A 25,987-nucleotide genomic window follows, 5' to 3' on the forward strand; every position below is an offset into this window, starting at 1 on the left:
GTCGTCTGCGTTCCGCGGCCCCTTCCGGGATCAGACCGCGATGTCCCCGTAGCCCTCGACCTCGCGCGGGTCGCGGGGGCCCGGTCCGGTGTAGCGGGCGGAGGGGCGGACCAGGCGGCCCGTGCGCTTCTGCTCCAGGATGTGCGCCGACCAGCCGGCCGTGCGGGCGCAGGTGAACATGGACGTGAACATGGGGGCCGGGACCTCGGCGAAGTCCAGCATGATGGCCGCCCAGAACTCGACGTTGGTGGCCAGGACACGGTCGGGACGGCGGTTGTGCAGCTCCGTCAGGGCCGCCTTCTCCAGGGCCTCGGCGACCTCGTAGCGCGGCGCGCCCAGCTCGCGGGCGGTGCGGCGCAGGACGCGGGCACGCGGGTCCTCGGCCCGGTAGACGCGGTGCCCGAAGCCCATGAGGCGCTCGCCGGCGTCCAGGGTCTTCTTGACGTAGGCCTCGGCGTCCCCGGTGCGCTCGATCTCCTCGATCATGTGCAGGACGCGGGAGGGCGCGCCGCCGTGCAGCGGACCGGACATGGCGCCGACGGCGCCGGAGAGGGCCGCCGCGACGTCCGCGCCGGTGGAGGCGATGACGCGGGCGGTGAAGGTGGAGGCGTTCATGCCGTGCTCGGCGGCCGAGGTCCAGTAGGCGTCCACCGCGGCCACGTGCTTGGGGTCGGGCTCGCCGCGCCAGCGGATCATGAAGCGTTCGACCACCGACTGGGCCTTGTCGATCTCGCGCTGCGGGACCATGGGCAGCCCCTGGCCGCGCGCCGACTGGGCGACGTAGGACAGGGCCATGACGGCGGCGCGGGCGAGGTCGGCGCGGGCCTGCTCGGCGTCGATGTCCAGCAGCGGCTTGAGGCCCCAGACCGGTGCCAGCATGGCGAGCGCCGACTGGACGTCGACGCGGATGTCGCCGGAGTGCACGGGGATGGGGAAGGGCTCGGCGGGCGGCAGGCCGGGGTTGAACGCGCCGTCGACGAGCAGGCCCCACACGTTGCCGAAGGAGACGTGTCCGACCAGGTCCTCGATGTCGACCCCGCGGTAGCGCAGGGCGCCGCCCTCCTTGTCGGGTTCGGCGATCTCCGTCTCGAACGCGACGACTCCCTCTAGCCCGGGTATGAAATCGGACATCAGGCGGCTCCTCGTGATCGTGATGTGTGGCGACCCGCGCGGGGGCGGTGCGGTCGTCCCCGGGATCCACGGTCGTGCGCCGGCTCGCGGTCCCTGCGGTCATCCGTGTGATGCCCCGTCCGGCCGGCGGTCATCCAACCGGGACGGAACCAGCACGATATCCCCGGGTGCCACCCTTGGGGAGGGGTCGCGGCACTCAGTGCCACTCCGTGACGAAGGACACCGCGGGGCGGAGCCGCGCGGATGCGGCAGGATGGCCGTCGTGACCGACCGCGATGCCGTCCCCTTCGATCTTCCCTCGATGCGCAAGCAGTACCGCGCCGACGGGCTCTCCGAGAGCGAGCTCGCCGCCACTCCCGTCGAGCAGTTCGCGCGCTGGTTCGGGCAGGCCGCGACGGAGGGCGGCCTGTTCGAGCCGAACGCCATGGTCGTCTCCACGGCGGATGCCGAGGGGCGCCCCAGCTCCCGCACGGTGCTGCTGAAGCACTTCGACGAGCAGGGCTTCGTCTTCTACACCAACTACGACTCCCGCAAGGCGCGCGAGCTGGGCGAGAACCCGCACGTCTCGCTGCTCTTCCCCTGGCACGCGGTGGCCCGCCAGGTCATCGTGACGGGCGTGGCGCGACGCACCGGGCGGGACGAGACCGCCGCGTACTTCCGGACCCGGCCGCACGGCTCGCAGCTCGGGGCGTGGGCCAGTATCCAGTCCTCGGTGGTGGCCGGCCGGGGCGCCCTGGACTCCGCCTACGCCGAGCTGGCGGCGCGCTATCCGGAGGGCGAGCGGGTGCCGGTGCCGCCGCACTGGGGCGGGTTCCGGGTGGCGCCGCACACCGTGGAGTTCTGGCAGGGCCGGGAGAACCGGCTGCACGACCGGCTGCGGTACCTGGCGGAGGCCGGCGGCGGCTGGCGGGTGGAGCGGCTCGCTCCGTGACCGGCCGGCCGGGCGGGCCGGGGGCCGAGGCGGGGCGGGGACGGGTCAGTCCAGCGCCTCGTCCAGCAGGTCCGCCCACTGGGCCACGACCCGCTCCCGCCGGCCGGCGTCGTCGGTGAGGAGGTTGGCGAGGCCGAGGCCGCGGGCCATGTCCAGCAGGCCCTGGACGGTCTCGCGGGCGCCGGGGCGGCTCTCGTCGGCGCCGAGCAGGTCGACGGCGATGCGGTGGGTCTCGCGTCCGACGCGGGCCTCGAGTTCGGTCACGCGGCCGCGCAGCTGCTCCTCGTTGGAGGCGGCGACCCACAGGTGGAGCGCGGCGCGGAACAGCGGGCCCGTGTAGAGGTCGACCAGGGCGGCGACCACGGCGCGGCGCCCGTCGGCCGCCGCGCCCTCCGGGAACAGGGCGCGCAGCGCGCCGGAGCGTTCCTCGGCGACGTACTCGACGGCCGCCGTGAACAGGTCCTCGCGGGTCGGGAAGTGGTGCTGGGCGGCGCCGCGGGAGACGCCGGCGCGCTCGGCGACGACGGAGACGGTGGAGCCCGCCCAGCCGTGTTCGGCGAGGCAGGCCACGGCGGCTTCGAGGAGCCGCTGCCGGGTGGCCCGGCTGCGGTCCTGCTTGGGTACTCGTTCGGCACGGTCGGCCGTGCTCACACCACCCATTCCGGATCCCGTCGTTCGAGGAAGGCCGTCATCCCCTCGCGGGCCTGCGAGGAGGAGAACAGCCGGGCCGAGAGCGCGGTGAGGTGCGCCGCGTCGCGGTCGAAGGCCTCCAGCACCCTAGCCGTGAGCAGCCGTTTCGTCTCCGCCAGGCCCTGGGGTGAGGCACGGCGCACACCGTCGAGGACGGGCGCGAGTACGGCGTCCACGTCGTCGCCCGCCGCGGTCACCAGGCCGGTGCGGACGGCCTCGGCGGCGTCGAAGCGCTCGCCGGTGAGGTAGTGGCGGGCGAGGGCGCGGGGGTCGGCCCGGGGCAGCACGGTGAGGCTGATGACGGCGGGTGCCACGCCGATGCGGACCTCGGTGAAGGCGTAGGTCGAGGTGGTGGACGCGACGGCGACGTCGCAGGCGGCGAGCAGGCCGAGGCCGCCGGCGCGGACGTGTCCGATGACGCGGGCGATCACCGGTTTCGGCAGCTCCACGATCTGCCGGAGCAGGGCCACGAGGTCGTCCGGGCCGGGCGGGTCCCGCAGGTCGGCGCCGGCGCTGAAGGTGCTGCCGGTGTGGGTGAGGACGATGGCGCGGACGCCGGTGTCCTCGTCGGCCTCCGCGAGCGCGCCGGCCAGGCCGGCGACGAGGGCGGCGGAGAGGGCGTTGCGGTTGTGCGGGGCGTCGAGGGTGAGGGTCTCGACGCCCCGCGTGCGGTTGCGGACGATCGGGGTCACGGGCGGCCTCGCAGTTCCCGGCGGAGGATCTTGCCGCTGGCCGCCCGGGGCACGGCGTCGACGAAGGTGACCCGGCGGACGCGTTTGTAGGGGGCTACGCGTTCGGCGACGTACATCATGACCTCTCCTTCGGTCGGCCCGCCGGCGGGCGTCCGGCGCACCACGTGGGCGTGCGGCACCTCGTTGCCGTCGTCGTCGTGGGCGCCGACGACGGCGGCGTCGGCGATGCCGGGGTGGGTGAGGAGGAGGGCCTCGAGTTCGGCGGGGGCCACCTGGAAGCCCTTGTACTTGATCAGTTCCTTGACCCGGTCGACGACGAACAGCCATCCGTCGGCGTCGACGTGTCCGACGTCCCCGGTGTGCAGCCAGCCGTCCGGGTCGATCATGGCGGCGGTGGCGTCGGGGCGGCCCAGGTAGCCCTTCATGACCTGGGGGCCGCGGATGAGGATCTCGCCGGACTCGCCGGGCGCGAGGTCCCTGCCGGGGTCGTCGAGGGCGACGATGCGCATCTCGGTGCCGGCGATGAGCTTGCCGACGGTGCCGGGCGGTGCTGCGGCCATGCCGTCCAGGGGGACGACGTGGGTGCCCGGGGACAGTTCGGTCATGCCGTAGGCCTGGCCGACGGGTGGCAGGCCGAGCCGCCGGGAGCAGGCGGCGGCGAGGCCGGCGTCCAGGGGTGCGGCCGCGCTGACGACGTACTTCAGGGAGGACAGGTCGTAGTCGGCGACCACGGGGTGCTTGGCGAGGGCCAGGACGATCGGCGGGGCGACGTACAGGCCGGTGATGCGGTGGTTCTGGATGGCGGCGAGGAACTGCTCCAGGTCGAAGCGGGGCAGGACGACGACCGTGGCGCCGAGCCGCAGCGGGGCGTTCATGAGGGCCGTCAGCCCGTAGATGTGGAACAGCGGAAGCACCGCGAGGATGCGGTCGCCGGGCCCGGCCGGGGCGGCGGGCTGGAGCTGGGCGAGGTTGGTGGCGATCTGCCGGTGGGTGAGCATGACGCCCTTGGGGGTGCCGGTGGTGCCCGAGGAGTAGGGCAGGGCGGCGACGTCCTCGGCGGGGTCGATGGCGACCTCGGGTTCGGGCGCGGTCGAGGCCAGCATGTCGAGGAGGGAGCGGTGGCCGGGCGCGCTGTCGCACACGAGGATCTCCCGGATCCCGCCCGCGAGCGCGGCGGCCCGGCGGGCGGTGTCCAGCAGGGGCGAGACGGTGACGATCCAGCGGGCCCGCGCGTCGCCGAGCTGCTTGGCGAACTCCTCCGCCGTGGCGAGCGGGTGCACGGTGGTCACCGAGGCGCCGGCGCGGGTGGCGGCGTAGAAGGCGATCGGGAAGGCGACCGTGTTCGGGCTGTGCAGGGCGAGGACGTCGCCCTTGCGCACGCCGGTCTCGGCGAGGGCGGCGGCGACGCGCCGGTGGAAGCGGTCCACCTGCTCGTACGTGAGGGTGGTGCCGTCGGTGCCGTCGATCAGGGCCGGGGCGTTGCCGAACACGGCGGCCCGGCCGAGCACGGCGTCGTGGATGGGCTGTTCGACGGGCGGGACGTCTGCGTACTCGCTGCGGAACACGGTTCCTCCAGGGCGGGCTAGTACGACTTGGGCAGACCGAGGGTCTGGTGGGAGACGTAGTTGAGGATCATCTCCCGGCTCACCGGGGCGATACGGGACACGCGCGCGGCCGTTATCAGCCGGGCGATCCCGTACTCGCGGGTGAGGCCGTTGCCGCCGAGGGTGTGCACCGCCTGGTCGACGGCCTTCACACAGGCCTCCCCGGCCGCGTACTTGGCCATGTTGGCGGCCTCGCCGGCGCCCATGTCGTCGCCGGCGTCGTAGAGGTGGGCCGCCCTCTGCATCATCAGCCGGGCCAGTTCGAGGTCGATGTGGGCCTGGGCGAGGGGGTGGGCGATGGCCTGGTGGGCGCCGATGGGGGCCTTCCAGACGGTGCGTTCGCGGGCGTACTCGACGGCGCGGGCGAGGGCGAAGCGGCCCATGCCGATCGCGAAGGCGGCGGTCATGACGCGCTCGGGGTTGAGGCCGGCGAAGAGCTGGAGGAGGCCGGCGTCCTCATCGCCGACGAGGGCGTCGGCGGGCAGCCGCACGTCGTCCAGGACGAGCTCGAACTGCTTCTCGGCGGCGTTGAGTTCCATGTCGATGGGGCGCCGCGTGAAGCCCGGCGCGTCGCGCGGGACGATGAACAGGCAGGGCTTGAGGCGGCCGGTGGACGCGTCCTCGGTGCGGCCGACGACGAGGGTGGCGTCGGCGATGTCGACGCCGGAGACGAAGACCTTGCGGCCGGTGAGCAGCCAGTCGGCGCCGTCGCGGCGGGCGGTGGTGGTGATGCGGTGGCTGTTGGACCCGGCGTCGGGTTCGGTGATGCCGAAGGCCATCAGGCGGCTGCCGTCGGCCAGGGCGGGGAGCCACTCCCGCTTCTGGGCCTCGGTGCCGAAGCGGGCGATGACGGTGCCGCAGATCGCCGGGGAGACGATCATCATGAGCAGGGGGTTGCCGGCGGCGCCCATCTCCTCCAGGACGAGGGAGAGTTCGGTGATGCCGCCGCCGCCCCCGCCGTACGCCTCCGGCAGGTTGACGCCGATGTAGCCGAGCTTGGCGGCGTCGCGCCAGAACTGCCGGTTGTCGGTGGCGGGGTGGTTCTTCGCGAAGGCCGCGACCGCTTCGCGGAGGGACTTGTGCTCGTCGGATTCGATGAGGGTGGTCACTGTGCTCCTTCGGGTGCGGGTTCGTTGTGGCTGGTCGCGCTCACGCGGCGGGGCCGCATGTTCCATGCGGCCCCGCGCCCCTAGGTGGCCTGGACCACCGCCAGTAGAGAACCCACCGTGACCTGTTGTCCCGTGACGGCGTTCAGGGCGCTCAGTGTTCCCGTGACCGGGGCGGTGATTTTGTGTTCCATCTTCATCGCCTCCAGCCACAGCAGGGGCCGGCCCGCCTCCACGGTCGCTCCTTCGGTGACGCCCTCCGCGATGCGGACGACCGTGCCCGGCATGGGGGCGAGGAGGGAGCCGGGGGCGTGCTGGGCGGTGGGGTCGGCGAAGCGGGGCAGTGCGGTGAGGGTGGTGGCGTTCACGTGGACGCGGTCGCCGTGGCGGGCGACCTCGTACGTGCGCCGGACGCCGTCCGTCTCGAGGACGACGCGGGCGGCGTCGGCGTGGAGGACGCGGACGCCGTCGGCGGTGATGCCGTCGCGGGTGTGGTGGTAGCGAACCTCGTGCTCCTCGCCCGCCATGGCGTACCGCTTGACCTGGGGCTGTGACGGGACGTTCCGCCAGCCGCCGAACCGGGAGCGGCCGTGGGCGTCGGCGAGGGCGGCGGCCAGCGGGGCGAGGGGGTCGGGGGCGGGCTCGGTGAGCCGGGCGAGGTGGCGGTCGTAGAAGCCGGTGTCCATGCGGGCGGAGGTGAACTCCTCGTGGCGCAAGGAGCGGACGAGCAGGTCCCGGTTGGTGACCGGGCCGTGGATCACGGCCCGTTCCAGGGCGCCGGCGAGGCGGCGGACGGCCTCCGCGCGGGTGGGTGCGTGGGCGACGGCCTTGGCGAGCATCGGGTCGTAGTGGACGCCGATGTCGTCGCCGTCGGCGTAGCCGGTGTCCAGGCGGATGCCGTCGGACACGGCGAGGCGGTGCAGGCGGCCGGTCTGCGGGGCCCAGTCGTGGGCCGGGTCCTCGGCGTACAGGCGGGCCTCCACCGCGTGGCCGCGTGCGGGCGGCGGATCGCCTTCGAGGGCGTGGCCCTCGGCGACGCGGAGCTGGAGGGCGACCAGGTCGACGCCGAAGACCGCCTCCGTGACGGGGTGTTCCACCTGGAGGCGGGTGTTCATCTCCAGGAAGTGGGCCCTGCCGTCCGCGACGAGGAACTCGACGGTGCCGGCGCCGGTGTAGTCGACGGCGCGGGCGGCGCGGACGGCCTGCTCGTGCAGGTCCCGGGTGAGCGGTGCGGTCAGTCCCGGCGCCGGGGCCTCCTCGATCACCTTCTGGTGGCGGCGCTGGAGGGAGCAGTCCCGGGTGCCGAGCACCCACACCGTGCCGTGCGTGTCGGCGAGGATCTGCACCTCGATGTGGCGGCCGTTCTCCACGTAGGGCTCGACGAACACCTCGCCGTCGCCGAACGCGCTCGCCGCCTCCGCGCGCGCGGCGGTCAGCCCGGCGTCGAGGTCCGCCAGGCGCCGTACGACGCGCATGCCGCGTCCGCCGCCGCCCGCCGCGGCCTTGACCAGCACCGGCAGGTCGGCCTCGGTGACCTCGCCCAGGGGCGCGATGCCCATCAGCTCCTTGGCGCGCGTCTTGGACGCCATCGCCTCGATGGCCTCCGGCGGCGGTCCGATCCAGGTCAGGCCCGCGTCGGTCACGGCGCGCGCGAAGCCGGCGTTCTCGGAGAGGAAGCCGTAGCCGGGGTGCACGGCGTCGGCGCCGGCCGCGATCGCGGCCTTCACGATCAGGTCGCCGCGCAGGTAGGTGTCGGCGGACGCCGTTCCCGGCAGGCGGACGGCCGCGTCGGCCGTGCGCGTGTGGAGGGCGTTCTCGTCCGCGTCCGAGTACACCGCGACGGTCCGGATGCCCGCCGTGCGGCAGGTGCGGAAGACGCGGCAGGCGATCTCGCCCCGGTTGGCGACGAGCACGGAAGTGATCACTGGTCCCTCACCCTCACGTCGGGGATCACATTCGGAAGACGCCGAAGCCACCGCGCGCCCCTTCGTAGGGCGCGGTGTGGACGGCCGACAGGCACAGGCCGAGGACGGTGCGGGTGTCGCGCGGGTCGATGACGCCGTCGTCGTAGAGCCGCCCGGACAGGAACATGGGCAGCGACTCGGACTCGATCTGCTGCTCCACCATGGCGCGCAGCGCCGCGTCCGCCTCGTCGTCGTACGGCCGTCCCTTCGCGGCGGCCGACTGGCGGGCGACGATGGAGAGCACCCCGGCGAGCTGCTGGGGGCCCATGACGGCCGACTTGGCGGTGGGCCAGGCGAACAGGAAGCGCGGGTCGTAGGCCCTGCCACACATGCCGTAGTGCCCGGCGCCGTACGAGGCGCCCATGAGGACGGACAGGTGCGGCACGCGCGAGTTGGAGACGGCGTTGATCATCATGGCGCCGTGCTTGATGATGCCGCCCTGCTCGTACTCCCTGCCGACCATGTAGCCGGTGGTGTTGTGCAGGAAGAGGAGCGGGATGTCCCGCTGGTTGGCGAGCTGGATGAACTGGGCGGCCTTCTGCGACTCCTCGCTGAACAGCACGCCCCGCGCGTTGGCGAGGATGCCGACCGGGTAGCCGTGCAGGCTCGCCCAGCCGGTGGTGAGGCTGGTCCCGTACAGCGGCTTGAACTCGTCGAAGTCGGAGGCGTCGACGATCCGGGCGATCACCTCGCGCGGGTCGAAGGGGGTCCGCAGGTCGCCGGGGACGATGCCGAGGAGTTCCTCCGGGTCGTACCTGGGCGGCTCGGCGGCCGGCGGGTCCGCGTACGCCTTGCGGTGGTTGAGGCGGGCGACGACGCGGCGGGCCTGGCGCAGGGCGTCCGCCTCGTCCACGGCGAAGTGGTCGGCGAGTCCCGAGGTGCGCGCGTGCATCTCGGCGCCGCCGAGCGACTCGTCGTCGCTCTCCTCGCCGGTGGCCATCTTCACCAGCGGCGGCCCGCCGAGGAACACCTTGGCGCGCTCCTTGACCATGATCGTGTGGTCGGACATGCCGGGGATGTACGCGCCCCCGGCCGTCGAGTTGCCGAACACGACGGCGACGGTGGGGATGCCGGCCGCCGACAGCCGGGTGAGGTCCCGGAAGATCGCGCCGCCGGGGATGAAGATCTCCTTCTGCGACGGCAGGTCGGCGCCGCCCGACTCGACCAGGCTGATGCAGGGCAGCCGGTTGGCGAGGGCGATGTCGTTGGCGCGCAGGGCCTTCTTCAGTGACCAGGGGTTGCTGGCGCCGCCGCGGACGGTCGGGTCGTTGGCGGTGATCAGGCACTCCACGCCCTCGACCACGCCGATGCCGGTGACGAGGGAGGCACCGACTGTGTATCCGGGGGCCTCGCTGCCCCAGGCCGCGAGGGGCGACAGCTCCAGGAAGGGCGTGTCGGGGTCGAGGAGCAGCTCGACGCGTTCGCGGGCGAGCAGCTTGCCCCGTTTCCGGTGCCGGGCGACGTACTTCTCGCCGCCGCCCGCGAGCGCCTTGGCGTGCTCGGCGTCCAGCTCGGCGAGCCGGGCGAGGACGGCCTCGCGGTTCGCCCGGTGGTCGGGGCCGGCCGGGTCGACGGCGGAGGGCAGGACCGTCACAGGAGTACCTCCGGAATGTCCAGGTGGCGGGCGCGCAGCCATTCGCCGAGCGCCTTGGCCTGCGGGTCGAAGCGGTGCTGGGCGGCGACGCCCTCGCCGAGGATCGACTCGACCACGAAGTTCAGGGCGCGCAGGTTCGGCAGCACGTGCCGGGTGACGGGCAGGTCGCGGGTCTCGGGGAGCAGCTCGCGGAACCGGTCGGCGGTCAGTTCGTGCGCGAGCCAGCGCCAGGCCTCGTGGTTGCGGGCCCACACGCCGACGTTGGCGCTGCCGCCCTTGTCGCCGCTGCGGGCCCCGGCCACGAGCCCGAGGGGGGCGCGCCGGCGGGGCCCCTCCGGCAGCGGCTCGGGCAGGGGCGGCTCCGGTACGGCGTCCAGGGCGGCGGTGTCCGCGGCCGGCGGCACCGGGAGCCGGCTGCCGTCGGGCAGTACGGCGGTGTGGCCGACGGTGTCCCGGGGGACGTGGACGGCCTCGAAGACGCCGTAGGGGGCGCCCTTTCCGGGGGGTGCGAGAACGTGGAAGCCGGGGTAGCTCGCGAGGGCCAGCTCGACGGCGGCGCCGCTCAGCGCCCGTCCGACGTTCCGCTGATCGGCGTCGCGGACGACGAGCCTGAGCAGGGCGCTGGCCGTCTCCTCGGTCGGGGCGTCGGGCCGGTCGGTGCGGGACAGGTCCCAGCGGACGTCGGCGGCCTTCGCCAGGGCGGGTCCCATCTGCTCCCGCACGAGCGCGGCCTTGGCCTCGACGTCGAGGCCGGTGAGCACGAAGACGACCTCGCCCCGGAAGCCGCCGAGGCGGTTGCGGCCGACCTTGAGCGTGGGCGGCGGGGCCTCGCCCCGGACGCCGTCGATCCGCACCCGGTCGGGGCCGTCCTGGGTGAGCCGTACGGTGTCCAGCCGGGCCGTGACGTCCGGTCCCGCGTACCGGGCGCCGCCCGTCTCGTACAGCAGCTGGGCCGTCACCGTGCCGACGTCGACGAAGCCGCCGGTGCCGTCGTGCTTGGTGATGACGCAGGTGCCGTCGGCGTGCAGCTCGGCGAGCGGGAAGCCGGGGTGGCGGACGTCGCCGTCCCGGAAGAAGGCGTAGTTGCCGCCGGTGGCCTGCGTGCCGCACTCCAGCACGTGCCCGGCGACGACCGCGCCCGCGAGCCGGTCGTACTCCGCCGGCGCCCAGCCGAAGTGCGCGGCGGCGGGCCCGGTGACCAGGGCGGCGTCGGTGACCCGCCCGGTGACGACGACGTCGGCGCCCGCGCGCAGGCACTCCGCGATGCCGAAGCCGCCGAGGTAGGCGTGCGCGGCCAGCGCTCCCGGGTGGGCGGCGGTGAGGTCGTCGCCCTCGACGTGCGCGACCCTTACGGGGATGCCGAGCCGGGCGGCGAGGGTGCGTACGGCGTCGGCGAGTCCGGCGGGGTTGAGTCCGCCGGCGTTGCTGACGATCCCGACGCCCCGCTCGTGGGCGAGGCCGAGGCACTCCTCGAGCTGGCTCAGGAAGGTGCGCGCGTACCCGGCGTCGGGGTTCCTGAGCCGGTCGCGGCCGAGGATGAGCGTGGTCAGCTCGGCGAGGTAGTCGCCGGTGAGGACGTCCAGCGGGCCGCCGGTGAGCATCTCGCGCATCGCGTCGAAGCGGTCGCCGTAGAAGCCGGAGGCGTTGCCGATCCTCAGCGGCCCCGTCACTCCCGGGCGCCTTTCGGCTCCCGGCCCGCACCCGGCGGTCCGGCGAAGGCCTGGGCGATGTCCAGCCAGCGGTCGGCGTCCGGGCCGTCGGTGGTGAGGGCGAGGTCGGCGCGGTGGGCGCGCTGGGTGACCAGGAGGCAGAAGTCGAGGGCGGGTCCGGTGACGCGCTGTCCCGCGTCCTCGGGGCCGTACGTCCACCGGTCGCCGTCCGGGCCGGTGAGCTCGACGCGGAACGGTTCGGGGGGCGGGGTGAGGCCGTGGGCCGCGTAGGCGAAGTCCCGGGTCCGCACCCCGAGGCGGGCCACGTGCCGGAGCCGGGCGGTGGGCGGGCGCGTGACACCGGTCGCGGCGGCGATGTCGAGGCCGTGGGCCCAGGTCTCCATGAGCCGGGCGGTGGCCATGGAGGCGGCCGCCATGGGCGGGCCGTACCAGGGGAAGCGGGCGCCGGGGGCCGACGCGCGCAGCGCGGCCTCGAGCCGCCGGCGGCCCTCCCGCCAGTCCTCCAGCAGCTCGGCGGGGGTCCGTCGGGCGCCTTCCTCCGCGCCCTCGTCGACGAAGGTGCCGGGCGCGGCGAGGGCCTTCTCCACCAGTACCCGGAAGCCGTCCTCGTCGGTGACGGCGAGCAGGGCTGACCGGTCGGTCCAGGCCAGGTGGGCGATCTGGTGGGCGACCGTCCAGCCGGGGGCGGGTGTGGCGAGCGCCCACTGCGCCGGGCTCAGCCGGGCGACCAGCGCGTCGAGTTCCTCGCTCTCCTCGCGCAGGTCGTCGATCACGGGCGTCGGGTCGGACACGGGCGCTCCCCTCGGGCACGGCGGCGTGCGGCGCGATGTGGGGAGGAGCATGGCAGCAGGGCCGGAAACAATCAAGCATGCTTGCATGAATTGCCGGGACGGACGGGCCGCTGCGCCGGAGGCCGGAGAACGCCGGAGAACGGGGCGGGAAAGGCCCCGGGCCCCCGCTCCGGTCGGAACCGGGGCGGGGGCCGGGGGACGACGGGGGCCGGGCCCGGGGACGGGGGCGCCGTGGGCGCCGGGGGCGTCGGGGCGGCCGTCGCCGTCTACTTCCCGTCGGCTCCCGCCCCCGGGAGCTGCCGCCGCGCGCGGCCGCGCCGCCCCACCTGGGTCCGTACCGCGCCCATGCTGGCCACGACCACCAGGGCGATGGCGGCGGACTGCGGGGCGGACAGGGCCTGGTCGAGGATGAGGAAGCCGGCCGCCGCGGCGATGGCGGGCTCCAGGCTCATGAGGATGGCGAAGGTCGGCGCGGGCAGGCGCCGCAGCGCGAGCAGCTCGAGGGTGTACGGCAGGACGGAGGAGAGCAGGGCCACCCCGGCGCCCAGGGCGAGCGTCACGGGGTCGATCAGCTCGGCCCCCGACTCGGCGATGCCGAGCGGCAGGAACAGCACCGCGCCGACCGCCATGGCGAGGGCCAGCCCGTCGGCCTGCGGGAAGCGGCGGCCGGTGCGCGCGCTGAAGACGATGTACGCGGCCCACATCGCGCCCGCCGACAGCGCGAAGGCGGCACCGGCCGGGTCGAGGTCGTCGAAGCCGCCGCCGCCGAGCAGGAAGACGCCGGCCAGGGCGAGCGCGGCCCAGACCAGGTTGACGGCCCGGCGGGAGGCGAAGACGGACAGGGCGAGCGGGCCGAGCACCTCCAGGGTGACGGCGGGGCCGAGCGGGATGCGGTCGACGGCCTGGTAGAAGAGGCCGTTCATGCCGGCCATGGCGATGCCGAAGACGACGACCGTGCCCCAGTCGGCCCGGGAGTGGCCGCGCAGCCGGGGACGGCAGACCAGGAGCAGGACGACGGCGGCCACGACCAGCCGCAGGGTCACCACGCCGAGGGCACCGGCCCGGGGCATGAGGCTCACCGCCAGGGCGGCGCCGAACTGCACGGAGACGCCCCCGGCGAGGACCAGTCCGACCGGGCCGAGGGCACCCCACCGGCCGGCCGGGGCACCACCCGGCGCGGGCGCCTGCCCCGGGGCCCGCGCTGCGTGGGGACCGGCCGTGGAGGCGGCCGGGGCGGGGGTGCCGGGGGCGGCGCTGGACGTGCTCACGAGGGCTCCGGGGCGGTACGTGGATCGGTTTCGTTCATCGTGCTGTACGGCACAGTCCAGGGTAGTGGACTGAGACAGGCGCGTAGCCCTGCCATGCAACTGTCGCGGGCGGGTGCGCGGCTGTCAACGGACGTCCGCCCGGCGGACGGGACCTCGCCCGGCGGGCCCGTACGCCCAGGAGGTAGCGTCCGCGGAGTGAGACGACTCCTTGCCCGCCTCTGGCGCCTGCTGCGCCCGCTGCAGAGCCGCGTCATGTGGTTCCTGAACGCCAAGTTCGTGGTCGGCGTGACCGGCGTCGTGCGCGACGACGAGGGGCGGGTCCTGATGCTGCGGCACCGGATGTGGCCGCCGGGCCGCCAGTGGGGTCTGCCGAGCGGTTTCGCGCACCGGGGCGAGGACTTCCGGGCGACCGTGGTGCGCGAGGTCGGGGAGGAGACCGGCCTGGAGGTGGAGGTGGGCCGGCTGGTCATGCTGAACAGCGGCCTGCGCACCCGCCTGGAGGTGGCGTACGAGGCCCGTCTGCTGGGCGGCGAGCTGCGCCTCGACCCGTTCGAGATCCTGGAGGCCCGCTGGTGCGAGCCGGACGACCTGCCCGAGGGCGTCCAGCCGGTGTGCGGTCCGCTGGCGCGCGGCGAGACGGCCCCGTGAGCCGGCCCGCCGCGCGGCCCGCCGCGCGGCGTCCTGACCGCGTCGCCGGTCAGCCCATGCTCTTGGCGCCGTCCAGGGACTCGCGGATGATGTCGGCGTGGCCGGCGTGCTGGGCGGTCTCGGCGATGACGTGCATCAGCACCCGGCGCGCCGACCAGTGCGTGTCCTGGAACCAGGGGGCCTTCGGCAACGGCTGCGTGGCCCCCAGGTCGGGCACGGTGGCGACCAGCTCGTCGGTCCGGCGGGCCGCCTCGGCGTAGTCGGCCAGCACGCCGGCCAGCGTCTCACCGGGCAGCATCCGGAACTCGTCGGCCCGCCGGGCCCAGTCGGCCTCGGTCATGGCCGTGAAGTCCCCTATCGCCGACGGGCCGTTCAGGATGAAGTCCCCCCAGCTCCGCTCGCCCGAGGTCATGTGCTTGATCAGGCCGCCCAGACAGAGCTCGCTGACCGTGGTCCGCAGTCCGGCCTGCTCGTCGGTGAGGTCACGGGTGGTGAAGCGCAGGAAGTGCCGGTGCTTGGCCAGCATCTCCAGCAGGTCGGCACGTTCGCCGGTGACGGCCGGGGATCCGGCCGCGTCACGGGTGGTCGGGTCGCCGGTGGCCAGGTCTCGCGTGGTCGTCTCGTCGAAGGTCATGATCGGTCTCCGTCTTCCGGTGTCACTGCTGCGTCGGTCGAGGACCACACTAGGAGCGATCGAGGTCAGATCCTGTCCTAGAGCGGCGCGGAGAGTGGAGAACCCGAGGACGGTCCGGTGGGCGGCTCCTCGACGGTGACTTCTTCGTCCGGGCCCCCGGGGCCGGGCTCGGCGGGCGGCCCGTTCCTGGCCGCGTTCCACCGGCCGTAGGCTCCCCGGCGCACGGCCGACCGTCACTCCTCCGCCAGCCCGTCCGCCAGCACCTCCGCCAGATGCCGCCCCCGTACCCCCGCCAGCTGCTCCAGCTGCGTCCGGCACGAGAAGCCGTCCGCCAGGACCACCGCCCCGTCCGGTGCCTCCCGCACCGCCGGCAGCAGCCGGTCCTCCGCGCACGCGGCCGAGACCTCGTAGTGGCCGTCCTCGAAGCCGAAGTCGCCCGCGAGGCCGCAGCAGCCGCCGCTCAGCTCGCCGGTCAGGCCCGCCGCCTCGCGCAGGCGGCGGTCGGCCGCGTCGCCGAGGACCGCGTGCTGGTGGCAGTGGGTCTGCCCGGTGACCGGACGGTCCACGGCGGGCGGCACCCAGCCGGGGGCGTGGCGCTCCAGGGCCTCCGCGAAGGTCACCACCCGGGCGGCGAGCCGGGCCGCCCGCGGGTCGTCGTGCAGCAGCTCCGGCAGGTCGGTGCGCAGGGCCGCCGCGCAGCTCGGTTCCAGCACCACGACCGGGGCCCGCGCCTGAAGCACCGGGGCCATCAGGTCCAGCGTGCGGCGCATGACCGCCCGCGCGCGGTCCAGCTGGCCCGTGGAGACGTACGTCAGGCCGCAGCAGACCCGGCCCCGGCGGGCGGTCAGCAGGGCGGCCGGCGACCTGGAGACACCGTCCCCGACGGCGGCCCGCCCCCGCAGCGTCGGCGGCAGCGCCACCCGCAGCCCAGCCGCCTCCAGCACCCGTACGGCCGCCCGGCCCACGGACGGTGACAGGTGCTCGGTGAAGGTGTCGGGCCAGAGCACCACCAGGTCGCCGGACCCCCCGGCGACCGGGCGCCGCCCGCGCCACCACCCGCTTAACGTCTCCCCCGCCAGCCGCGGCACCTCCCGCTCGGCCGCGATCCCGCCCAGCCGCTTCACCACCGCGGCTAACGGCCGTACGGCGGCGAGCCGGTTGACGAGGGGCGCGGTACGCGTACGCGCCACCCAGCGCAGCCACACCGGCAGCCACCCCATCGCGTAGTGCGCGGCCGGGCGGCGCCGGCCCGCGTAGTGGTGGTGCAGGAACTCCGCCTTGTACGTGGCCATGTCGACCCCGACGGGGCAGTCGGAGCGGCAGCCCTTGCAGGACAGGCACAGGTCCAGGGCGTCCCGGACCTCCGTCGACCGCCAGCCGTCGGTCACCAGCTCGCCGGCGAGCATCTCGTGCAGCAGCCGCGCCCTGCCCCGCGTGGAGTGCTCCTCCTCCCCCGTCGCCCGGAACGACGGGCACATCACCCCGGAGCCGGAGACCTGCGCGGTACGGCACTTGGCGACGCCGACGCAGCGCCGCACCGCCGCCGGGAAGTCGCCCCCGTCGGCGGGGTAGCCGAACTCCACGTCCACCGGCCCGCGCGGCAGGACGGCGAAGCGCAGGTTCGCGTCCAGCGGCGCCGGGCGGACCAGCATTCCCGGGTTGAGCAGGTCGTCGGGGTCCCAGACGCCCTTGGCCCGCTCGAAGAGGGCCACCGTCCGTTCGCCGTACATCCGCGGCAGCAGCTCCGCCCGCGCCTGCCCGTCCCCGTGCTCCCCGGACAGTGAGCCGCCGTGCGCCACGACCAGGTCGGCCAGCTCCTCGGAGAACCGGCGGAAACGGGAGATCCCGGCGTCCGTCAGCAGGTCGAAGTCGACGCGCACGTGGACGCAGCCGTCCCCGAAGTGCCCGTACGGCGTGCCCCGCAGGCCGTGGGCCGACAGCAGGGCGCGGAAGTCCCGCAGGTAGTCGCCCAGCCGCGCCGGCGGCACCGCGCAGTCCTCCCAGCCCGGCCAGGCCTCCGTGCCGTCGCCCATGCGCGTCGCCGTACCGCCGGCGTCCTCCCGGATCCGCCACAGCGCCCGCTGCCCGGCCGGGTCGGTCACCACCAGCGAGTCCACCACGTCGGCCGCCCGCACGACCGCCTCCGCACGCGCCCGCGCCTCCGCACGCGACGCGCCGCCGGTCTCCACGAACAGCCAGGCCCCGCCCCGCGGCAGGCCCTTTGTGGACGGCACCAGGTCCACCGCCATGCCCTCCACCGTCAGCGGACCGAGCGGCAGCAGGCCCGCCGCCGCCTGGGCCGCGTCGGCCTCGTCGGCGTAGCCCAGCACCGCCAGCGCCCGCGCGCGCGGCGCCTCGACCAGCCGGACCACCGCCTCGGTCAGCACGCCCAGCGTGCCCTCCGAACCGCAGAAGGAACGGGCCACGTCCGCACCGTGCTCCGGGAGCAGCGCGTCCAGCGCGTAGCCGGAGATGCGGCGGGGCAGGTCGGGGAAGCCGGTGCGCAACCGCGCCAGGTCGCCGTCCACCAGCTCGCGCAGGCCCTCCGGTGCCCCGGCCCACTCCCGCCCGAGCCGCAGCCGCCGCCCCCGCGCGGTGAGCACCGTCAGCTCGCGCACGCTGTCCGCCGTGGTGCCCCAGGCCACCGAGTGGGACCCGCACGCGTTGTTGCCGATCATCCCGCCGAGCGTGCAGCGGCTGTGGGTGGAGGGGTCGGGGCCGAAGCGCAGGCCGTGCGGTGCGGCGGCCTCCTGGAGCCGGTCGAGGACCAGGCCCGGCTGGACGACGGCCGTGCGGCTCTCCGGGTCCAGGGACAGCAGCCGGTTCATGTGCCGGGTGAAGTCCAGGACGACGCCCGTGCCGGTGGCCTGGCCCGCGATCGACGTGCCCCCGCCGCGCGCCACGACCGGCACGCCCCGCTCCCGGCACACCTCCAGCACGGCCGCCACGTCGTCGGCGTCCCACGGCGCCACCACACCGAGCGGGACCCGCCGGTAGTTGGACGCGTCCATGGTGGTCAGCGCCCGGGAGGTGACGTCGAATCCGACCTCGCCCCGGACGGCCCCGCGCAGTGCTGCCTCAAGACCGGTCATGCGTCCAGGATGGGCTCTCGTAGCTCCGTACAGGTCCGCACGGCGGAGATCTCGTCTCATCGGACGGACATGTCGTCGTCCGGTTTCGTCCAGGGGGTAGCCTCCGGCTCGTGGCTGAGATCCAGATTCCTGCTGACATCAAGCCCGCGGACGGTCGATTCGGCGCGGGTCCCTCCAAGGTGCGGGTGGAGGCGCTGGACGCCCTGGCCGCCACCGGTACGTCCCTCCTCGGCACCTCACACCGCCAGGCCCCGGTCAAGAACCTGGTCGGCAAGGTCCGTGAGGGCATCCGCGAGCTGTTCCAGCTCCCCGACGGCTACGAGGTGGTCCTCGGCAACGGCGGCTCCACCGCGTTCTGGGACGTCGCGACCCACGGCCTGATCGAGAACAAGTCGCAGCACCTGACCTTCGGCGAGTTCTCCTCCAAGTTCGCCAAGGCGGCGAAGCTCGCCCCCTGGCTGGCCGAGCCGACGGTCGTCTCCGCCGACCCGGGCACCCACCCCGAGGCGCGGGCCGAGGCCGGCGTGGACGTGTACGCGTTCACCCACAACGAGACCTCGACCGGCGTCGCCATGCCGATCGAGCGGGTCGCCGGTGCCGACGAGGGCTCCCTCGTGCTGGTCGACGCCACCTCCGGCGCCGGCGGCCTGCCCGTCGACATCGCCGAGACCGACGTCTACTACTTCGCCCCGCAGAAGTCCTTCGCCTCCGACGGCGGCCTGTGGATCGGCGTGTTCTCCCCGGCCGCGATCGAGCGCGCCGAGCGGGTCCACGCGTCCGGCCGGCACGTCCCGGAGTTCTTCTCGCTGCCGACGGCGATCGACAACTCCCGCAAGAACCAGACGTACAACACCCCGGCGCTGGCCACCCTGTTCCTGCTGAACGAGCAGCTGGAGTGGATGAACGGCCAGGGCGGCCTGGACTTCACCGTCCGCCGCACCGCGACCTCCGCGCGCACGCTGTACGGCTGGGCGGAGGACGTGAAGTTCGCGACGCCGTTCGTCACCGACCCGGCCAAGCGGTCGCAGGTCATCGGCACCGTCGACTTCTCCGACGACATCGACGCCGCCGCCGTCGCCAAGGTGCTGCGCGCCAACGGCATCGTCGACACCGAGCCGTACCGCAAGCTCGGCCGCAACCAGCTGCGCGTCGCGATGTTCCCGGCGATCGACCCGGCCGACGTCGAGGCGCTGACCAAGTGCATCGACTACGTGATCGAGAAGCTGTAGCCGTCACCGGCAACGACGAGGAGGGCGCCCGGCGGACCACCCGCCGGGCGCCCTCCCACATGTTCGGCGGAATGTCGGCAACTCCCCACGCGGTTCAGCGGCTCAGCCGCCGGAACCTCCGTACCGCCAGGGGCAGGAAGATCGCCGTCAGCACCACCGGCCACACGCACGCCATCAGCACCGCGTGCTGCTCGACCCACGAGTCGCCGCCGCCGACCGGCGTGCCGAACAGCTCGCGGGCGGCCGCCGCCGTGGAGGAGATCGGGTTCCAGGCGGCCACCCAGCCCAGCCAGTCCGGCATGAGCTGCGGGGCGACGAAGATGCTGGAGATCATCGTCAGCGGGAACGCCACCGCGAACAGACCGCCGGCCGCCTCCGGGTTCGGGACCAGCAGACCCAGCCACACACCGATCCAGATCAGCGCGAACCGCAGCCACAGCAGCAGCGCGAACGCCGCCAGGAAGCCCCAGCCGCCGTCCGGCCGCCAGCCCATGGCCAGCGCCGTCAGCATCATGATCGCCAGCTCGGCGCAGGCGATCACGAGGTCGGTCACGCCGCGCCCCGCGACCACGGCGGAGGAGGACATCGGCATGGACCGGAACCGGTCGATGACGCCCTTGGTGGAGTCGTAGACGACGACGGTGGCGGTGTTGATGAAGCCGAACGCCATGGTCATCACGAACATGCCCGGCATCAGGAAGTCCTTGTAGTCCCCGCCGCCCGGCACGGTCATCGCGCTGCCGAAGACATAGCCGTAGAGGAGGACGGACAGGATCGGGAAGCCCAGCTGCCAGGCGATGTTGACGGGCTGGCGCTGGTAGTGCGTCAGGCCGCGGCGCACGATGTTGCCGCAGTCGGCCAACAGCCAGTACAGCCGACCGCGTTCGCGCGGGGCCGTCGTCGGGTCGAGGGCGCTCATGCCGCCGCCTCCTTCTCGGTACGGGCGGCACGGTCCGTGCGGTGCCCGGTCAGGCGCAGGAACACGTCGTCGAGGCTCGGCCTGCGCAGCCCGATGTCCTCCACGCCGACCCCCTCGTCCTGAAGGGTCCGTGCCACCTCGGTCAGCGCGGAGACCCGGTCGGTGACCGGGGCGTGCACGCGCAGCGCCTCCTCGTCGGCCTCCGGTTCGCCCTCGCAGACCCGGGCGACCACCTTCACCACCCTCGGGATGTCGGTCCGCTCGGCCACCACGACCTCGACGCGGTCGCCGCCGACCAGGTTCTTCAGCCCGTCCGGGGTGTCGTCGGCGATGGACCGGCCCTGGTCGATGACGGTGATGCGGGAGGCCAGCTTGTCGGCCTCCTCCAGGTACTGCGTGGTCAGCAGCACGGTCGTGCCGTTCGCCACCAGGGCCCGGACCGAGTCCCAGACCTCGCCGCGGCTGCGGGGATCGAGGCCCGTCGTCGGCTCGTCCAGGAACAGGACGGAGGGGGCGAGGATCATCGAGGCGGCGAGGTCGAGGCGGCGCCGCATGCCGCCGCTGTACTTGCCGACGCCCCGGTCGGCGGCGTCGGTCAGGTCGAACTGCTCCAGCAGCTCGACCGCGCGGGCCCGGGCCCGCCGGCCGCCCAGGTGGAACAGGCGCCCGAACATCTCCAGGTTCTGCCGGCCGGTGAGCACCTCGTCCACGGCCGCGTACTGCCCGGTGAGGCCGATCCGGGCCCGCACCTCACGCGCCTGCCGGGCGACGTCCAGGCCGGCCACCTCGACACGCCCCGCGTCCAGCCGGACCAGCGTGGACAGGATGCGCACGGCGGTGGTCTTCCCGGCGCCGTTCGGCCCGAGCAGGCCGTGCACGGTGCCCTCGCGGACGGCCAGGTCGAAGCCGTCGAGCGCGCGCTTCTCGCCGTACCGCTTCTCGAGCCCCTCGGCCCGTACCGCGTGTCCGTCACCCATGGGTCCCCCTCTCGCTCACCAATTGAGTACACCGTACTCGATTACGCGTACACCGTACTCAGTTTCTTGGCGCGGATTTAAACTGACCCCATGGCGAGCGGTACGGAGACCAGCGGCAGCGGCGACATCGGCCGCACCCTCGAACTGTTGTGGGACACCGGCCGGCGCCCCAGCCGAGGCCCCAGGCCGGGCCTGACGCTGGAGCGGATCGTGGAGGCCGCCGTCGAGGTCGCCGACCGGGACGGACTCGGCGCGGTCTCGATGCGGCGGATCGCCACCGAGCTGGGCACCGGCACGATGTCCCTGTACCGCTACGTCCCCGGCAAGGGCGAGCTGATCGACCTGATGCTGGACCGCGTGCAGCGCCCGTCCGAGGACCCGGCCGACCTCGGCGACGGCGGCTGGCGCTCGGCACTGGAGGCCCTCGGCCACGCCACACTCGCCCTCTACCGCCGCCACTCGTGGCTGCTGGAGGTCAACCAGTCCCGCCCGATCCTCGGTCCGTCCGCCCTGGACGGCATGGAGAAGGTGCTCGCCCGGATCAAGCCGATGGGGCTGACCGACCCCGAGCTGGTCTCGGTGATCGTCATGATCGACGGGTACGTCGTCGGGGCCGCCCGAACGCAGGTGTACGAGCGGGAGGCGGAGCGCAGGTCCGGGCTGACGGACGCGCAGTTCTGGGCGGCCCAGGAGCCGGTACTGGTGAAGGCCATGGCCAGCGGGCGCTACCCCGTGCTGGCCTCCCTGTCCGAGGACGCCTTCGGCGCCGGCTTCGACCACTTCGAGTTCGGGCTCCGGCGCATCCTGGACGGGCTGGAGGTGCTGGTGGCCGCACGGCGGGCGGCGGACGGCTCAGCGGCGCCGGAACAGCCGGCGTAGGCCGAACAGCGCGGCGCACGCCACGAGCAGGCCGACCGCGCCGACCTTGAGCGTGTCCCCGCCGGTGCCGTCCGCACCGGAGGCGCCGGACCCGCCGTCGCCGGACGAGGCGCCGTCCCCGCCCGACGAGCCGCCCCCGGGCGCGTCCTGGGCCCGCACCGGGCTGTTCTCGCCCTCCATGCCGAGCAGCAGCTTCTTGCCGTCGGCGGTGTAGGTGACCGACTCGCCCTGCCCCAGGGGCACGCTGATCCGCCCCTTGCGCTGGATCCTCCCCCCGTTCCAGGCGTACCAGATGCCCCCGAGATAGCCGCGCACCGCGAGCTGCTCGCCGTCCGGGGAGAACGCGGCGTCGGTGGCCCAGAGGTCGACGGGAACGGTGGGCCGGAAGACGTTGGTGCCGGAGGAGGACAGCTTCGCCGGGCCCTCGTACAGGTGCCCGCCGTCCTCGTTCTTGTCGACGATGTAGACGCGCCCGGTCTTCGGGTGGACGACCATCGACTCGGCGTCGCGGGCGCCGTCCGCGTACTTCACGACGTACTGCGTGGCCTCGACCGTCTGGTCCCTGAGCTCCTTCGGCTCGGGCAGCTCGTAGATCCACACGTACGGCCAGGTGCCGCCGAGGTTGTCCCCGATGTCGCCGACGAAGATCCTGTTCCCGGGCCCGACGGCGATCGCCTCGACGTCCCGGGGCGTGCCCACGCCGGACAGCGCGACGCGCGCGACGGTCTCGCCGGTGGCGCCGTCCACGGCGTAGAGGTAGGGCCCGTTGTCCTGGTCGTTGTGCGTCCAGTAGACGCCGGGGTGCAGGCGGGAGGCGGCGAGGCCGCTGGACTCGGTGATGCGCGGGTCCTTGATGGTGAACCCGTCGCTCCCGTCGTCCCCGTCGGCGGCGGCCGGCACGGCGAACGCGCCCACGAGGAGGGCCGAGGCGAGGAGGGCGAGAGATCGGCGCATGCGCCAAGCCTGCCATCCCGCGCGGGTGTTCACCGTGACGGCCGTCCCGGGTGGCCGGGCTCACATCGCGCCCGCCAGGCGGATCGTCCATGATGAGCGGATGCTCAGGTTCATGTTCGTCGGTGACTCCACGACGATAGGGAGCGCCGGCGAACACACGTGGCGCCACCGGATGTGGCAGCACCTGCGTGACACGTACGGCCGCCCCTTCACCTTCGTCGGCCCCCGCGAGGCGCTGCACGACCCGTCGACGGACGCCCCCACCTCGTACGCCTACGCCGACCCCGGCTTCCCCCGCGCCCACCTGGCCGGCTGGGGCGAGGGCTGGCACCACATGACGCCGCTGATCGGCGAGGCGGTGCGCGCCCACCGCGCGGACGTGCTCCTGGTCTCCCTGGGCCTGATAGACCTCGGCTTCTACACCAACCCCGAGCAGACCGCGGACAACGTCCGCGCCTTCGTGGCCGGGGCCCGGTCGGCGAACCCGCGCGTCCGCGTGGCCGTCATGCCGGTGCTCACGAACATCCGGGTGGAGGCCGACGCGGCCTTCGCCGACCAGGTCCACCGCTTCAACGAGCTCCTGGCCAAGACGGTCGCCGACCTCGACGCACCGGACTCCGCCCTCCTCCTCGTCCCCCCGCCGGCGTCGTACGACTTCCACACGGACACCTACGACGGCACCCACCCCAACGCCGACGGCGAACACAGGATCGCGGGGGCGTTCGCGGAGGCACTGCACGAGGAGTGGGGGCTGGGCGGGCCGTACGCGGGCGAGTCCTAGTCACCTGACATATGCGCGTCCTCCCGTGACCCGGCCGCCGTGCGTATCGTTGTACCGCGCGGTTACTCCCGCCCGTGGGACGGCCGGGGAGGAGCGCCACGATGACCGTCCTTGAAGACAGGATCGCCATGGCCGACGCCAACACCCAGCGCCTGGACGAGTGGTTCGAGCGGCTGGAGCGGATGCCCGTCCCCGAAGGATTCAGGGTCGAGATCGTCGGGGGCAACGTCCACATGACACCGCAGCGGGACACGCACTGGGGCATCATCCGTCGGATCGTACGGCCCGTCGAGGACCGATTCGGCATGGACGTCGCGGTCTTCTCCGACGTCCGCATCGACTTCCCCGGTCACGAGAACGGCTTCTGCCCGGACGTCGCCAAACTCCGCGACGGAGCGGAGCGGGACGACACTGGCCACTGGCGCCACCAGGACGTCGAGTTCGTGGCCGAAGTCATCTCCCAGGGCACCGCCGCCAACGACTACGGCCCCAAGAAGCTCGCGTACGCCGCCGCCGAGGTCCCCCTTTACCTCATCGCCGACCCGTACCAGGGCAGGTGCCACATCTACACCCGCCCCAAGGACGGCGACTACACGACCGAGACCCGGGTCGCCTTCGGGCAGGACCTGGACCTCACCGACACCGTCCTCGGCCTCACGCTGCCCACCGCCGGGTTCCCCCGCGACTGAGCGGATCCGCTTGCCTGGAGCGCACTCCAAGCCGTTGGCTGGGGGCCATGGAGTACACGCAGCTCGGACGCACAGGACTCAAGGTCAGCCGGCTCGTCCTCGGCACCATGAACTTCGGTCCGCAGACCGACGAGGCCGACAGTCACGCGATCATGGACGCGGCGCTGGACGCGGGCATCAACTTCTTCGACACCGCCAACGTGTACGGCTGGGGCGAGAACAAGGGCCGCACCGAGGAGATCATCGGCAACTGGTTCGCCCAGGGGGGCGACCGGCGCGACAAGGTCGTCATCGCCACCAAGGTGTACGGCAACATGGGCGCCGACGGCGAGGCGTGGCCCAACCACGACAAGCTGTCCGCCGTGAACATCCGCCGGGCCGTCGACGCCAGCCTCAAGCGGCTCCGGACCGACCACATCGACCTGTACCAGTTCCACCACATCGACCGCGCCACCGGATTCGACGAGATCTGGCAGGCCGTCGACACGCTGGTCCAGCAGGGCAAGGTCCTCTACGCCGGCTCCTCGAACTTCCCCGGTTACAAGATCGCCCAGGCCAACGAGACCGCCGCCCGGCGCGGCGGCACCATCGGCCTGGTCAGCGAGCAGTGCCTCTACAACCTGGCCGAGCGCCGCGCCGAGATGGAGGTCATCCCGGCCGCGCAGGACTACGGTCTGGGGGTCATCCCGTGGTCGCCGCTGCACGGCGGGCTGCTGGGCGGGGTCATCAAGAAGCAGGCGGAGGGCGGACGGCGCGCCTCCGGGCGAGCTGCCGACACCCTGGCCGACCCGGCCTCGCGCGCGCAGATCCAGGCGTACGAGGACCTGCTCGACAAGCACGGCGTCGCACCCGGCGAGGCGGCGCTGGCCTGGCTGCTGACCCGGCCCGGCGTGACCGGCCCCATCGTGGGTCCGCGGACCGGCGAGCAGCTGGCGTCGGCGCTGCGCGCCGTGGAGCTGGAGCTCTCCGATGAGCTGCTGAGCGGGCTGGACGAGATCTTCCCGGGGCCGGGCCCCTCCCCGGAGGCCTTCGCCTGGTAGGCCGCGCGGGGCACACCGGCGGCGGCCTCGGCTAACCGAGCGCCGCCGCCACCGCCACGACGACGAACATCAGCACGAGCACACCGGCCATGATCCGGTTACGGGTCTTCGGGTCCACGCCCCCGAGCCTAACCGGCCGCGCCGAGCGGAGTGCGGGCGACCGTCTCGTAGCGGGGCTGCTCGCCGGGCACCCCGGACCTCGGCAGGTCGCTGCGCACCAGCGCCAGGTCCGTCACGGTCCAGGTGCGGCTCGTGAAACCGGCCAGCGCGTCGACGTACGGAGCCACGTCGAACGCCGCCCGGCCGCGGGCCAGTGTGAGGTGGGCCGTGTAGCGCCGGTGCTCCCCCATCGGCACGCCCGCCCGGCGCCCCGCCGACTCGGCACGCTCCGCGAGCAGACGCAGGGCGCCCAGATCGCCCGCGCCCCCGGCCCACAGGGCCCGGCCGTGCCCGAAGTGGCCGCCGCCGCGCAGCGCCAGCTCGAACGGCGCGGTGCGGCGCGCGGCCCGCTCCAGGCGCGCGGAAAGCTCCGGTACGACGTCCTCGCCGACCTCGCCGTAGAAGGCGAGCGTGACGTGCCACCCCGGGCGGCCGGTCCAGCGCAGCCCGTCCGCGCCGGGCAGCTTCCTGAGCGCGGCCACCTCGGCGGCGAGAGCGGCGACGACGTCCTCGGGCGGCAGCACGGCGGCGAAGAGTCTCATGCC

23 protein-coding genes are annotated in these 25,987 nt (G+C 73.9%); 7 read left to right on the forward strand and 16 right to left on the reverse strand.

The window, feature by feature from the left end; translation table 11 throughout:
• Positions 1-30 precede the first annotated feature (30 nt).
• Entirely contained in the window at positions 31-1,131 is a 1,101-nt protein-coding gene (locus AC0VYN_RS33265; protein ID WP_385464427.1) for a citrate synthase 2, read from the reverse strand.
• A gap of 253 nt (positions 1,132-1,384) precedes the next feature.
• Between AC0VYN_RS33265 and pdxH the strand changes: the two genes are divergently transcribed.
• The gene (pdxH, locus tag AC0VYN_RS33270) at positions 1,385-2,062 is read left to right on the forward strand and encodes a pyridoxamine 5'-phosphate oxidase (protein WP_475533961.1); all 678 of its coding nucleotides are present in this window, start codon (positions 1,385-1,387) and stop codon (positions 2,060-2,062) included.
• Between the two features lie 45 nt (positions 2,063-2,107).
• Here pdxH and AC0VYN_RS33275 read toward each other — a convergent pair whose 3' ends face one another.
• The 9 genes from AC0VYN_RS33275 to AC0VYN_RS33315 form a co-directional block, all read right to left on the reverse strand.
• Positions 2,108-2,722 carry a TetR/AcrR family transcriptional regulator gene (locus AC0VYN_RS33275; protein ID WP_451627600.1) on the reverse strand — a complete coding sequence of 205 codons (615 nt, stop codon included), beginning with the start codon at positions 2,720-2,722 and terminating at the stop codon, positions 2,108-2,110.
• Positions 2,710-3,444 carry an enoyl-CoA hydratase family protein gene (locus AC0VYN_RS33280; RefSeq protein WP_475533962.1) on the reverse strand — a complete coding sequence of 245 codons (735 nt, stop codon included), beginning with the start codon at positions 3,442-3,444 and terminating at the stop codon, positions 2,710-2,712. The genes AC0VYN_RS33275 and AC0VYN_RS33280 overlap by 13 nt, the downstream gene beginning before the upstream one ends.
• Positions 3,441-5,009, reverse strand: a complete 1,569-nt coding sequence (locus AC0VYN_RS33285) for a 4-coumarate--CoA ligase family protein (RefSeq protein ID WP_475533963.1) — start codon at positions 5,007-5,009, stop codon at positions 3,441-3,443. Before AC0VYN_RS33285 ends, AC0VYN_RS33280 begins: the two co-directional genes overlap by 4 nt.
• A gap of 17 nt (positions 5,010-5,026) precedes the next feature.
• Complete coding sequence (locus tag AC0VYN_RS33290) at positions 5,027-6,157, reverse strand: acyl-CoA dehydrogenase family protein (RefSeq protein WP_475533964.1); 1,131 nt, start codon at positions 6,155-6,157, stop codon at positions 5,027-5,029.
• Between the two features lie 80 nt (positions 6,158-6,237).
• Positions 6,238-8,079 (reverse strand): acetyl/propionyl/methylcrotonyl-CoA carboxylase subunit alpha, encoded by a 1,842-nt coding sequence (locus AC0VYN_RS33295; RefSeq protein WP_475533965.1) that lies wholly within the window; start codon positions 8,077-8,079, stop codon positions 6,238-6,240.
• Between the two features lie 25 nt (positions 8,080-8,104).
• A complete protein-coding gene (locus AC0VYN_RS33300) occupies positions 8,105-9,712 on the reverse strand; it encodes an acyl-CoA carboxylase subunit beta (RefSeq protein ID WP_475533966.1) in 1,608 nt (535 codons plus the stop codon).
• A complete protein-coding gene (locus AC0VYN_RS33305) occupies positions 9,709-11,382 on the reverse strand; it encodes an acyclic terpene utilization AtuA family protein (protein WP_475533967.1) in 1,674 nt (557 codons plus the stop codon). Before AC0VYN_RS33305 ends, AC0VYN_RS33300 begins: the two co-directional genes overlap by 4 nt.
• Entirely contained in the window at positions 11,379-12,173 is a 795-nt protein-coding gene (locus tag AC0VYN_RS33310; RefSeq protein ID WP_475533968.1) for a TIGR03084 family metal-binding protein, read from the reverse strand. The genes AC0VYN_RS33305 and AC0VYN_RS33310 overlap by 4 nt, the downstream gene beginning before the upstream one ends.
• Before the next feature lie 266 nt (positions 12,174-12,439).
• Positions 12,440-13,441 (reverse strand): EamA family transporter, encoded by a 1,002-nt coding sequence (locus AC0VYN_RS33315; RefSeq protein ID WP_475533969.1) that lies wholly within the window; start codon positions 13,439-13,441, stop codon positions 12,440-12,442.
• Positions 13,442-13,636: 195 nt separating this feature from the next.
• Between AC0VYN_RS33315 and AC0VYN_RS33320 the strand changes: the two genes are divergently transcribed.
• Complete coding sequence (locus AC0VYN_RS33320) at positions 13,637-14,089, forward strand: NUDIX hydrolase (RefSeq protein WP_475533970.1); 453 nt, start codon at positions 13,637-13,639, stop codon at positions 14,087-14,089.
• A gap of 49 nt (positions 14,090-14,138) precedes the next feature.
• On the opposite strand, the gene AC0VYN_RS33325 is transcribed toward AC0VYN_RS33320, so the two are convergent.
• A complete protein-coding gene (locus AC0VYN_RS33325; protein WP_475533971.1) occupies positions 14,139-14,723 on the reverse strand; it encodes a DinB family protein in 585 nt (194 codons plus the stop codon).
• Between the two features lie 233 nt (positions 14,724-14,956).
• Positions 14,957-17,815: an FAD-binding and (Fe-S)-binding domain-containing protein gene (locus tag AC0VYN_RS33330; RefSeq protein ID WP_475533972.1), complete on the reverse strand. Its 2,859-nt coding sequence runs from the start codon at positions 17,813-17,815 to the stop codon at positions 14,957-14,959.
• 110 nt (positions 17,816-17,925) lie between these two features.
• On the opposite strand from AC0VYN_RS33330, the gene serC reads away from it, so the two are divergent.
• Positions 17,926-19,044, forward strand: coding sequence for a phosphoserine transaminase (gene serC / locus AC0VYN_RS33335; protein WP_385472464.1), 1,119 nt, complete (start codon positions 17,926-17,928; stop codon positions 19,042-19,044).
• 94 nt (positions 19,045-19,138) lie between these two features.
• On the opposite strand, the gene AC0VYN_RS33340 is transcribed toward serC, so the two are convergent.
• Positions 19,139-19,963, reverse strand: a complete 825-nt coding sequence (locus AC0VYN_RS33340; protein ID WP_475533973.1) for an ABC transporter permease — start codon at positions 19,961-19,963, stop codon at positions 19,139-19,141.
• Positions 19,960-20,940: an ATP-binding cassette domain-containing protein gene (locus AC0VYN_RS33345; RefSeq protein WP_475533974.1), complete on the reverse strand. Its 981-nt coding sequence runs from the start codon at positions 20,938-20,940 to the stop codon at positions 19,960-19,962. Before AC0VYN_RS33345 ends, AC0VYN_RS33340 begins: the two co-directional genes overlap by 4 nt.
• Positions 20,941-21,030: 90 nt before the next feature.
• On the opposite strand from AC0VYN_RS33345, the gene AC0VYN_RS33350 reads away from it, so the two are divergent.
• On the forward strand, positions 21,031-21,819 hold the full coding sequence (locus AC0VYN_RS33350; protein ID WP_475533975.1) for a TetR/AcrR family transcriptional regulator: 789 nt from the start codon (positions 21,031-21,033) through the stop codon (positions 21,817-21,819).
• On the opposite strand, the gene AC0VYN_RS33355 is transcribed toward AC0VYN_RS33350, so the two are convergent.
• Positions 21,793-22,773 (reverse strand): WD40 repeat domain-containing protein, encoded by a 981-nt coding sequence (locus AC0VYN_RS33355; RefSeq protein ID WP_475533976.1) that lies wholly within the window; start codon positions 22,771-22,773, stop codon positions 21,793-21,795. The genes AC0VYN_RS33350 and AC0VYN_RS33355 overlap by 27 nt on opposite strands.
• Before the next feature lie 100 nt (positions 22,774-22,873).
• Here AC0VYN_RS33355 and AC0VYN_RS33360 point away from each other — a divergent pair, with 100 nt between their 5' ends.
• The 3 genes from AC0VYN_RS33360 (at position 22,874) to AC0VYN_RS33370 (ending at position 25,283) form a co-directional block, all read left to right on the forward strand.
• Positions 22,874-23,554 (forward strand): GDSL-type esterase/lipase family protein, encoded by a 681-nt coding sequence (locus tag AC0VYN_RS33360; protein ID WP_475533977.1) that lies wholly within the window; start codon positions 22,874-22,876, stop codon positions 23,552-23,554.
• A 101-nt stretch (positions 23,555-23,655) separates the two neighbouring features.
• On the forward strand, positions 23,656-24,243 hold the full coding sequence (locus AC0VYN_RS33365; protein ID WP_475533978.1) for a Uma2 family endonuclease: 588 nt from the start codon (positions 23,656-23,658) through the stop codon (positions 24,241-24,243).
• Positions 24,244-24,290: 47 nt separating this feature from the next.
• On the forward strand, positions 24,291-25,283 hold the full coding sequence (locus AC0VYN_RS33370) for an aldo/keto reductase (RefSeq protein ID WP_475533979.1): 993 nt from the start codon (positions 24,291-24,293) through the stop codon (positions 25,281-25,283).
• Positions 25,284-25,411: 128 nt separating this feature from the next.
• On the opposite strand, the gene thpR is transcribed toward AC0VYN_RS33370, so the two are convergent.
• Positions 25,412-25,984: an RNA 2',3'-cyclic phosphodiesterase gene (gene thpR, locus AC0VYN_RS33375; protein ID WP_475533980.1), complete on the reverse strand. Its 573-nt coding sequence runs from the start codon at positions 25,982-25,984 to the stop codon at positions 25,412-25,414.
• Between the last annotated feature and the right edge of the window lie 3 nt (positions 25,985-25,987).

The sequence above is a fragment of the Streptomyces sp. 63XJN7_1_ISO-PGPR-S23-121 genome (assembly GCF_056173025.1).

Excerpts from the sequence above, each read along its gene's own strand:
- AC0VYN_RS33370 (WP_475533979.1), top strand. The coding sequence starts at position 24,291 with ATGGAGTACACGCAGCTCGGACGCACAGGACTCAAGGTCAGCCGGCTC.
- AC0VYN_RS33360 (WP_475533977.1), top strand. The coding sequence starts at position 22,874 with ATGCTCAGGTTCATGTTCGTCGGTGACTCCACGACGATAGGGAGCGCC.
- AC0VYN_RS33340 (WP_475533973.1), bottom strand. The coding sequence starts at position 19,963 with ATGAGCGCCCTCGACCCGACGACGGCCCCGCGCGAACGCGGTCGGCTG.
- AC0VYN_RS33345 (WP_475533974.1), bottom strand. The coding sequence starts at position 20,940 with ATGGGTGACGGACACGCGGTACGGGCCGAGGGGCTCGAGAAGCGGTAC.
- AC0VYN_RS33330 (WP_475533972.1), bottom strand. The coding sequence starts at position 17,815 with ATGACCGGTCTTGAGGCAGCACTGCGCGGGGCCGTCCGGGGCGAGGTC.
- pdxH (WP_475533961.1), top strand. The coding sequence starts at position 1,385 with ATGGCCGTCGTGACCGACCGCGATGCCGTCCCCTTCGATCTTCCCTCG.
- AC0VYN_RS33325 (WP_475533971.1), bottom strand. The coding sequence starts at position 14,723 with ATGACCTTCGACGAGACGACCACGCGAGACCTGGCCACCGGCGACCCG.
- thpR (WP_475533980.1), bottom strand. The coding sequence starts at position 25,984 with ATGAGACTCTTCGCCGCCGTGCTGCCGCCCGAGGACGTCGTCGCCGCT.
- AC0VYN_RS33265 (WP_385464427.1), bottom strand. The coding sequence starts at position 1,131 with ATGTCCGATTTCATACCCGGGCTAGAGGGAGTCGTCGCGTTCGAGACG.
- AC0VYN_RS33365 (WP_475533978.1), top strand. The coding sequence starts at position 23,656 with ATGACCGTCCTTGAAGACAGGATCGCCATGGCCGACGCCAACACCCAG.
- AC0VYN_RS33350 (WP_475533975.1), top strand. The coding sequence starts at position 21,031 with ATGGCGAGCGGTACGGAGACCAGCGGCAGCGGCGACATCGGCCGCACC.
- AC0VYN_RS33355 (WP_475533976.1), bottom strand. The coding sequence starts at position 22,773 with ATGCGCCGATCTCTCGCCCTCCTCGCCTCGGCCCTCCTCGTGGGCGCG.
- AC0VYN_RS33275 (WP_451627600.1), bottom strand. The coding sequence starts at position 2,722 with ATGGGTGGTGTGAGCACGGCCGACCGTGCCGAACGAGTACCCAAGCAG.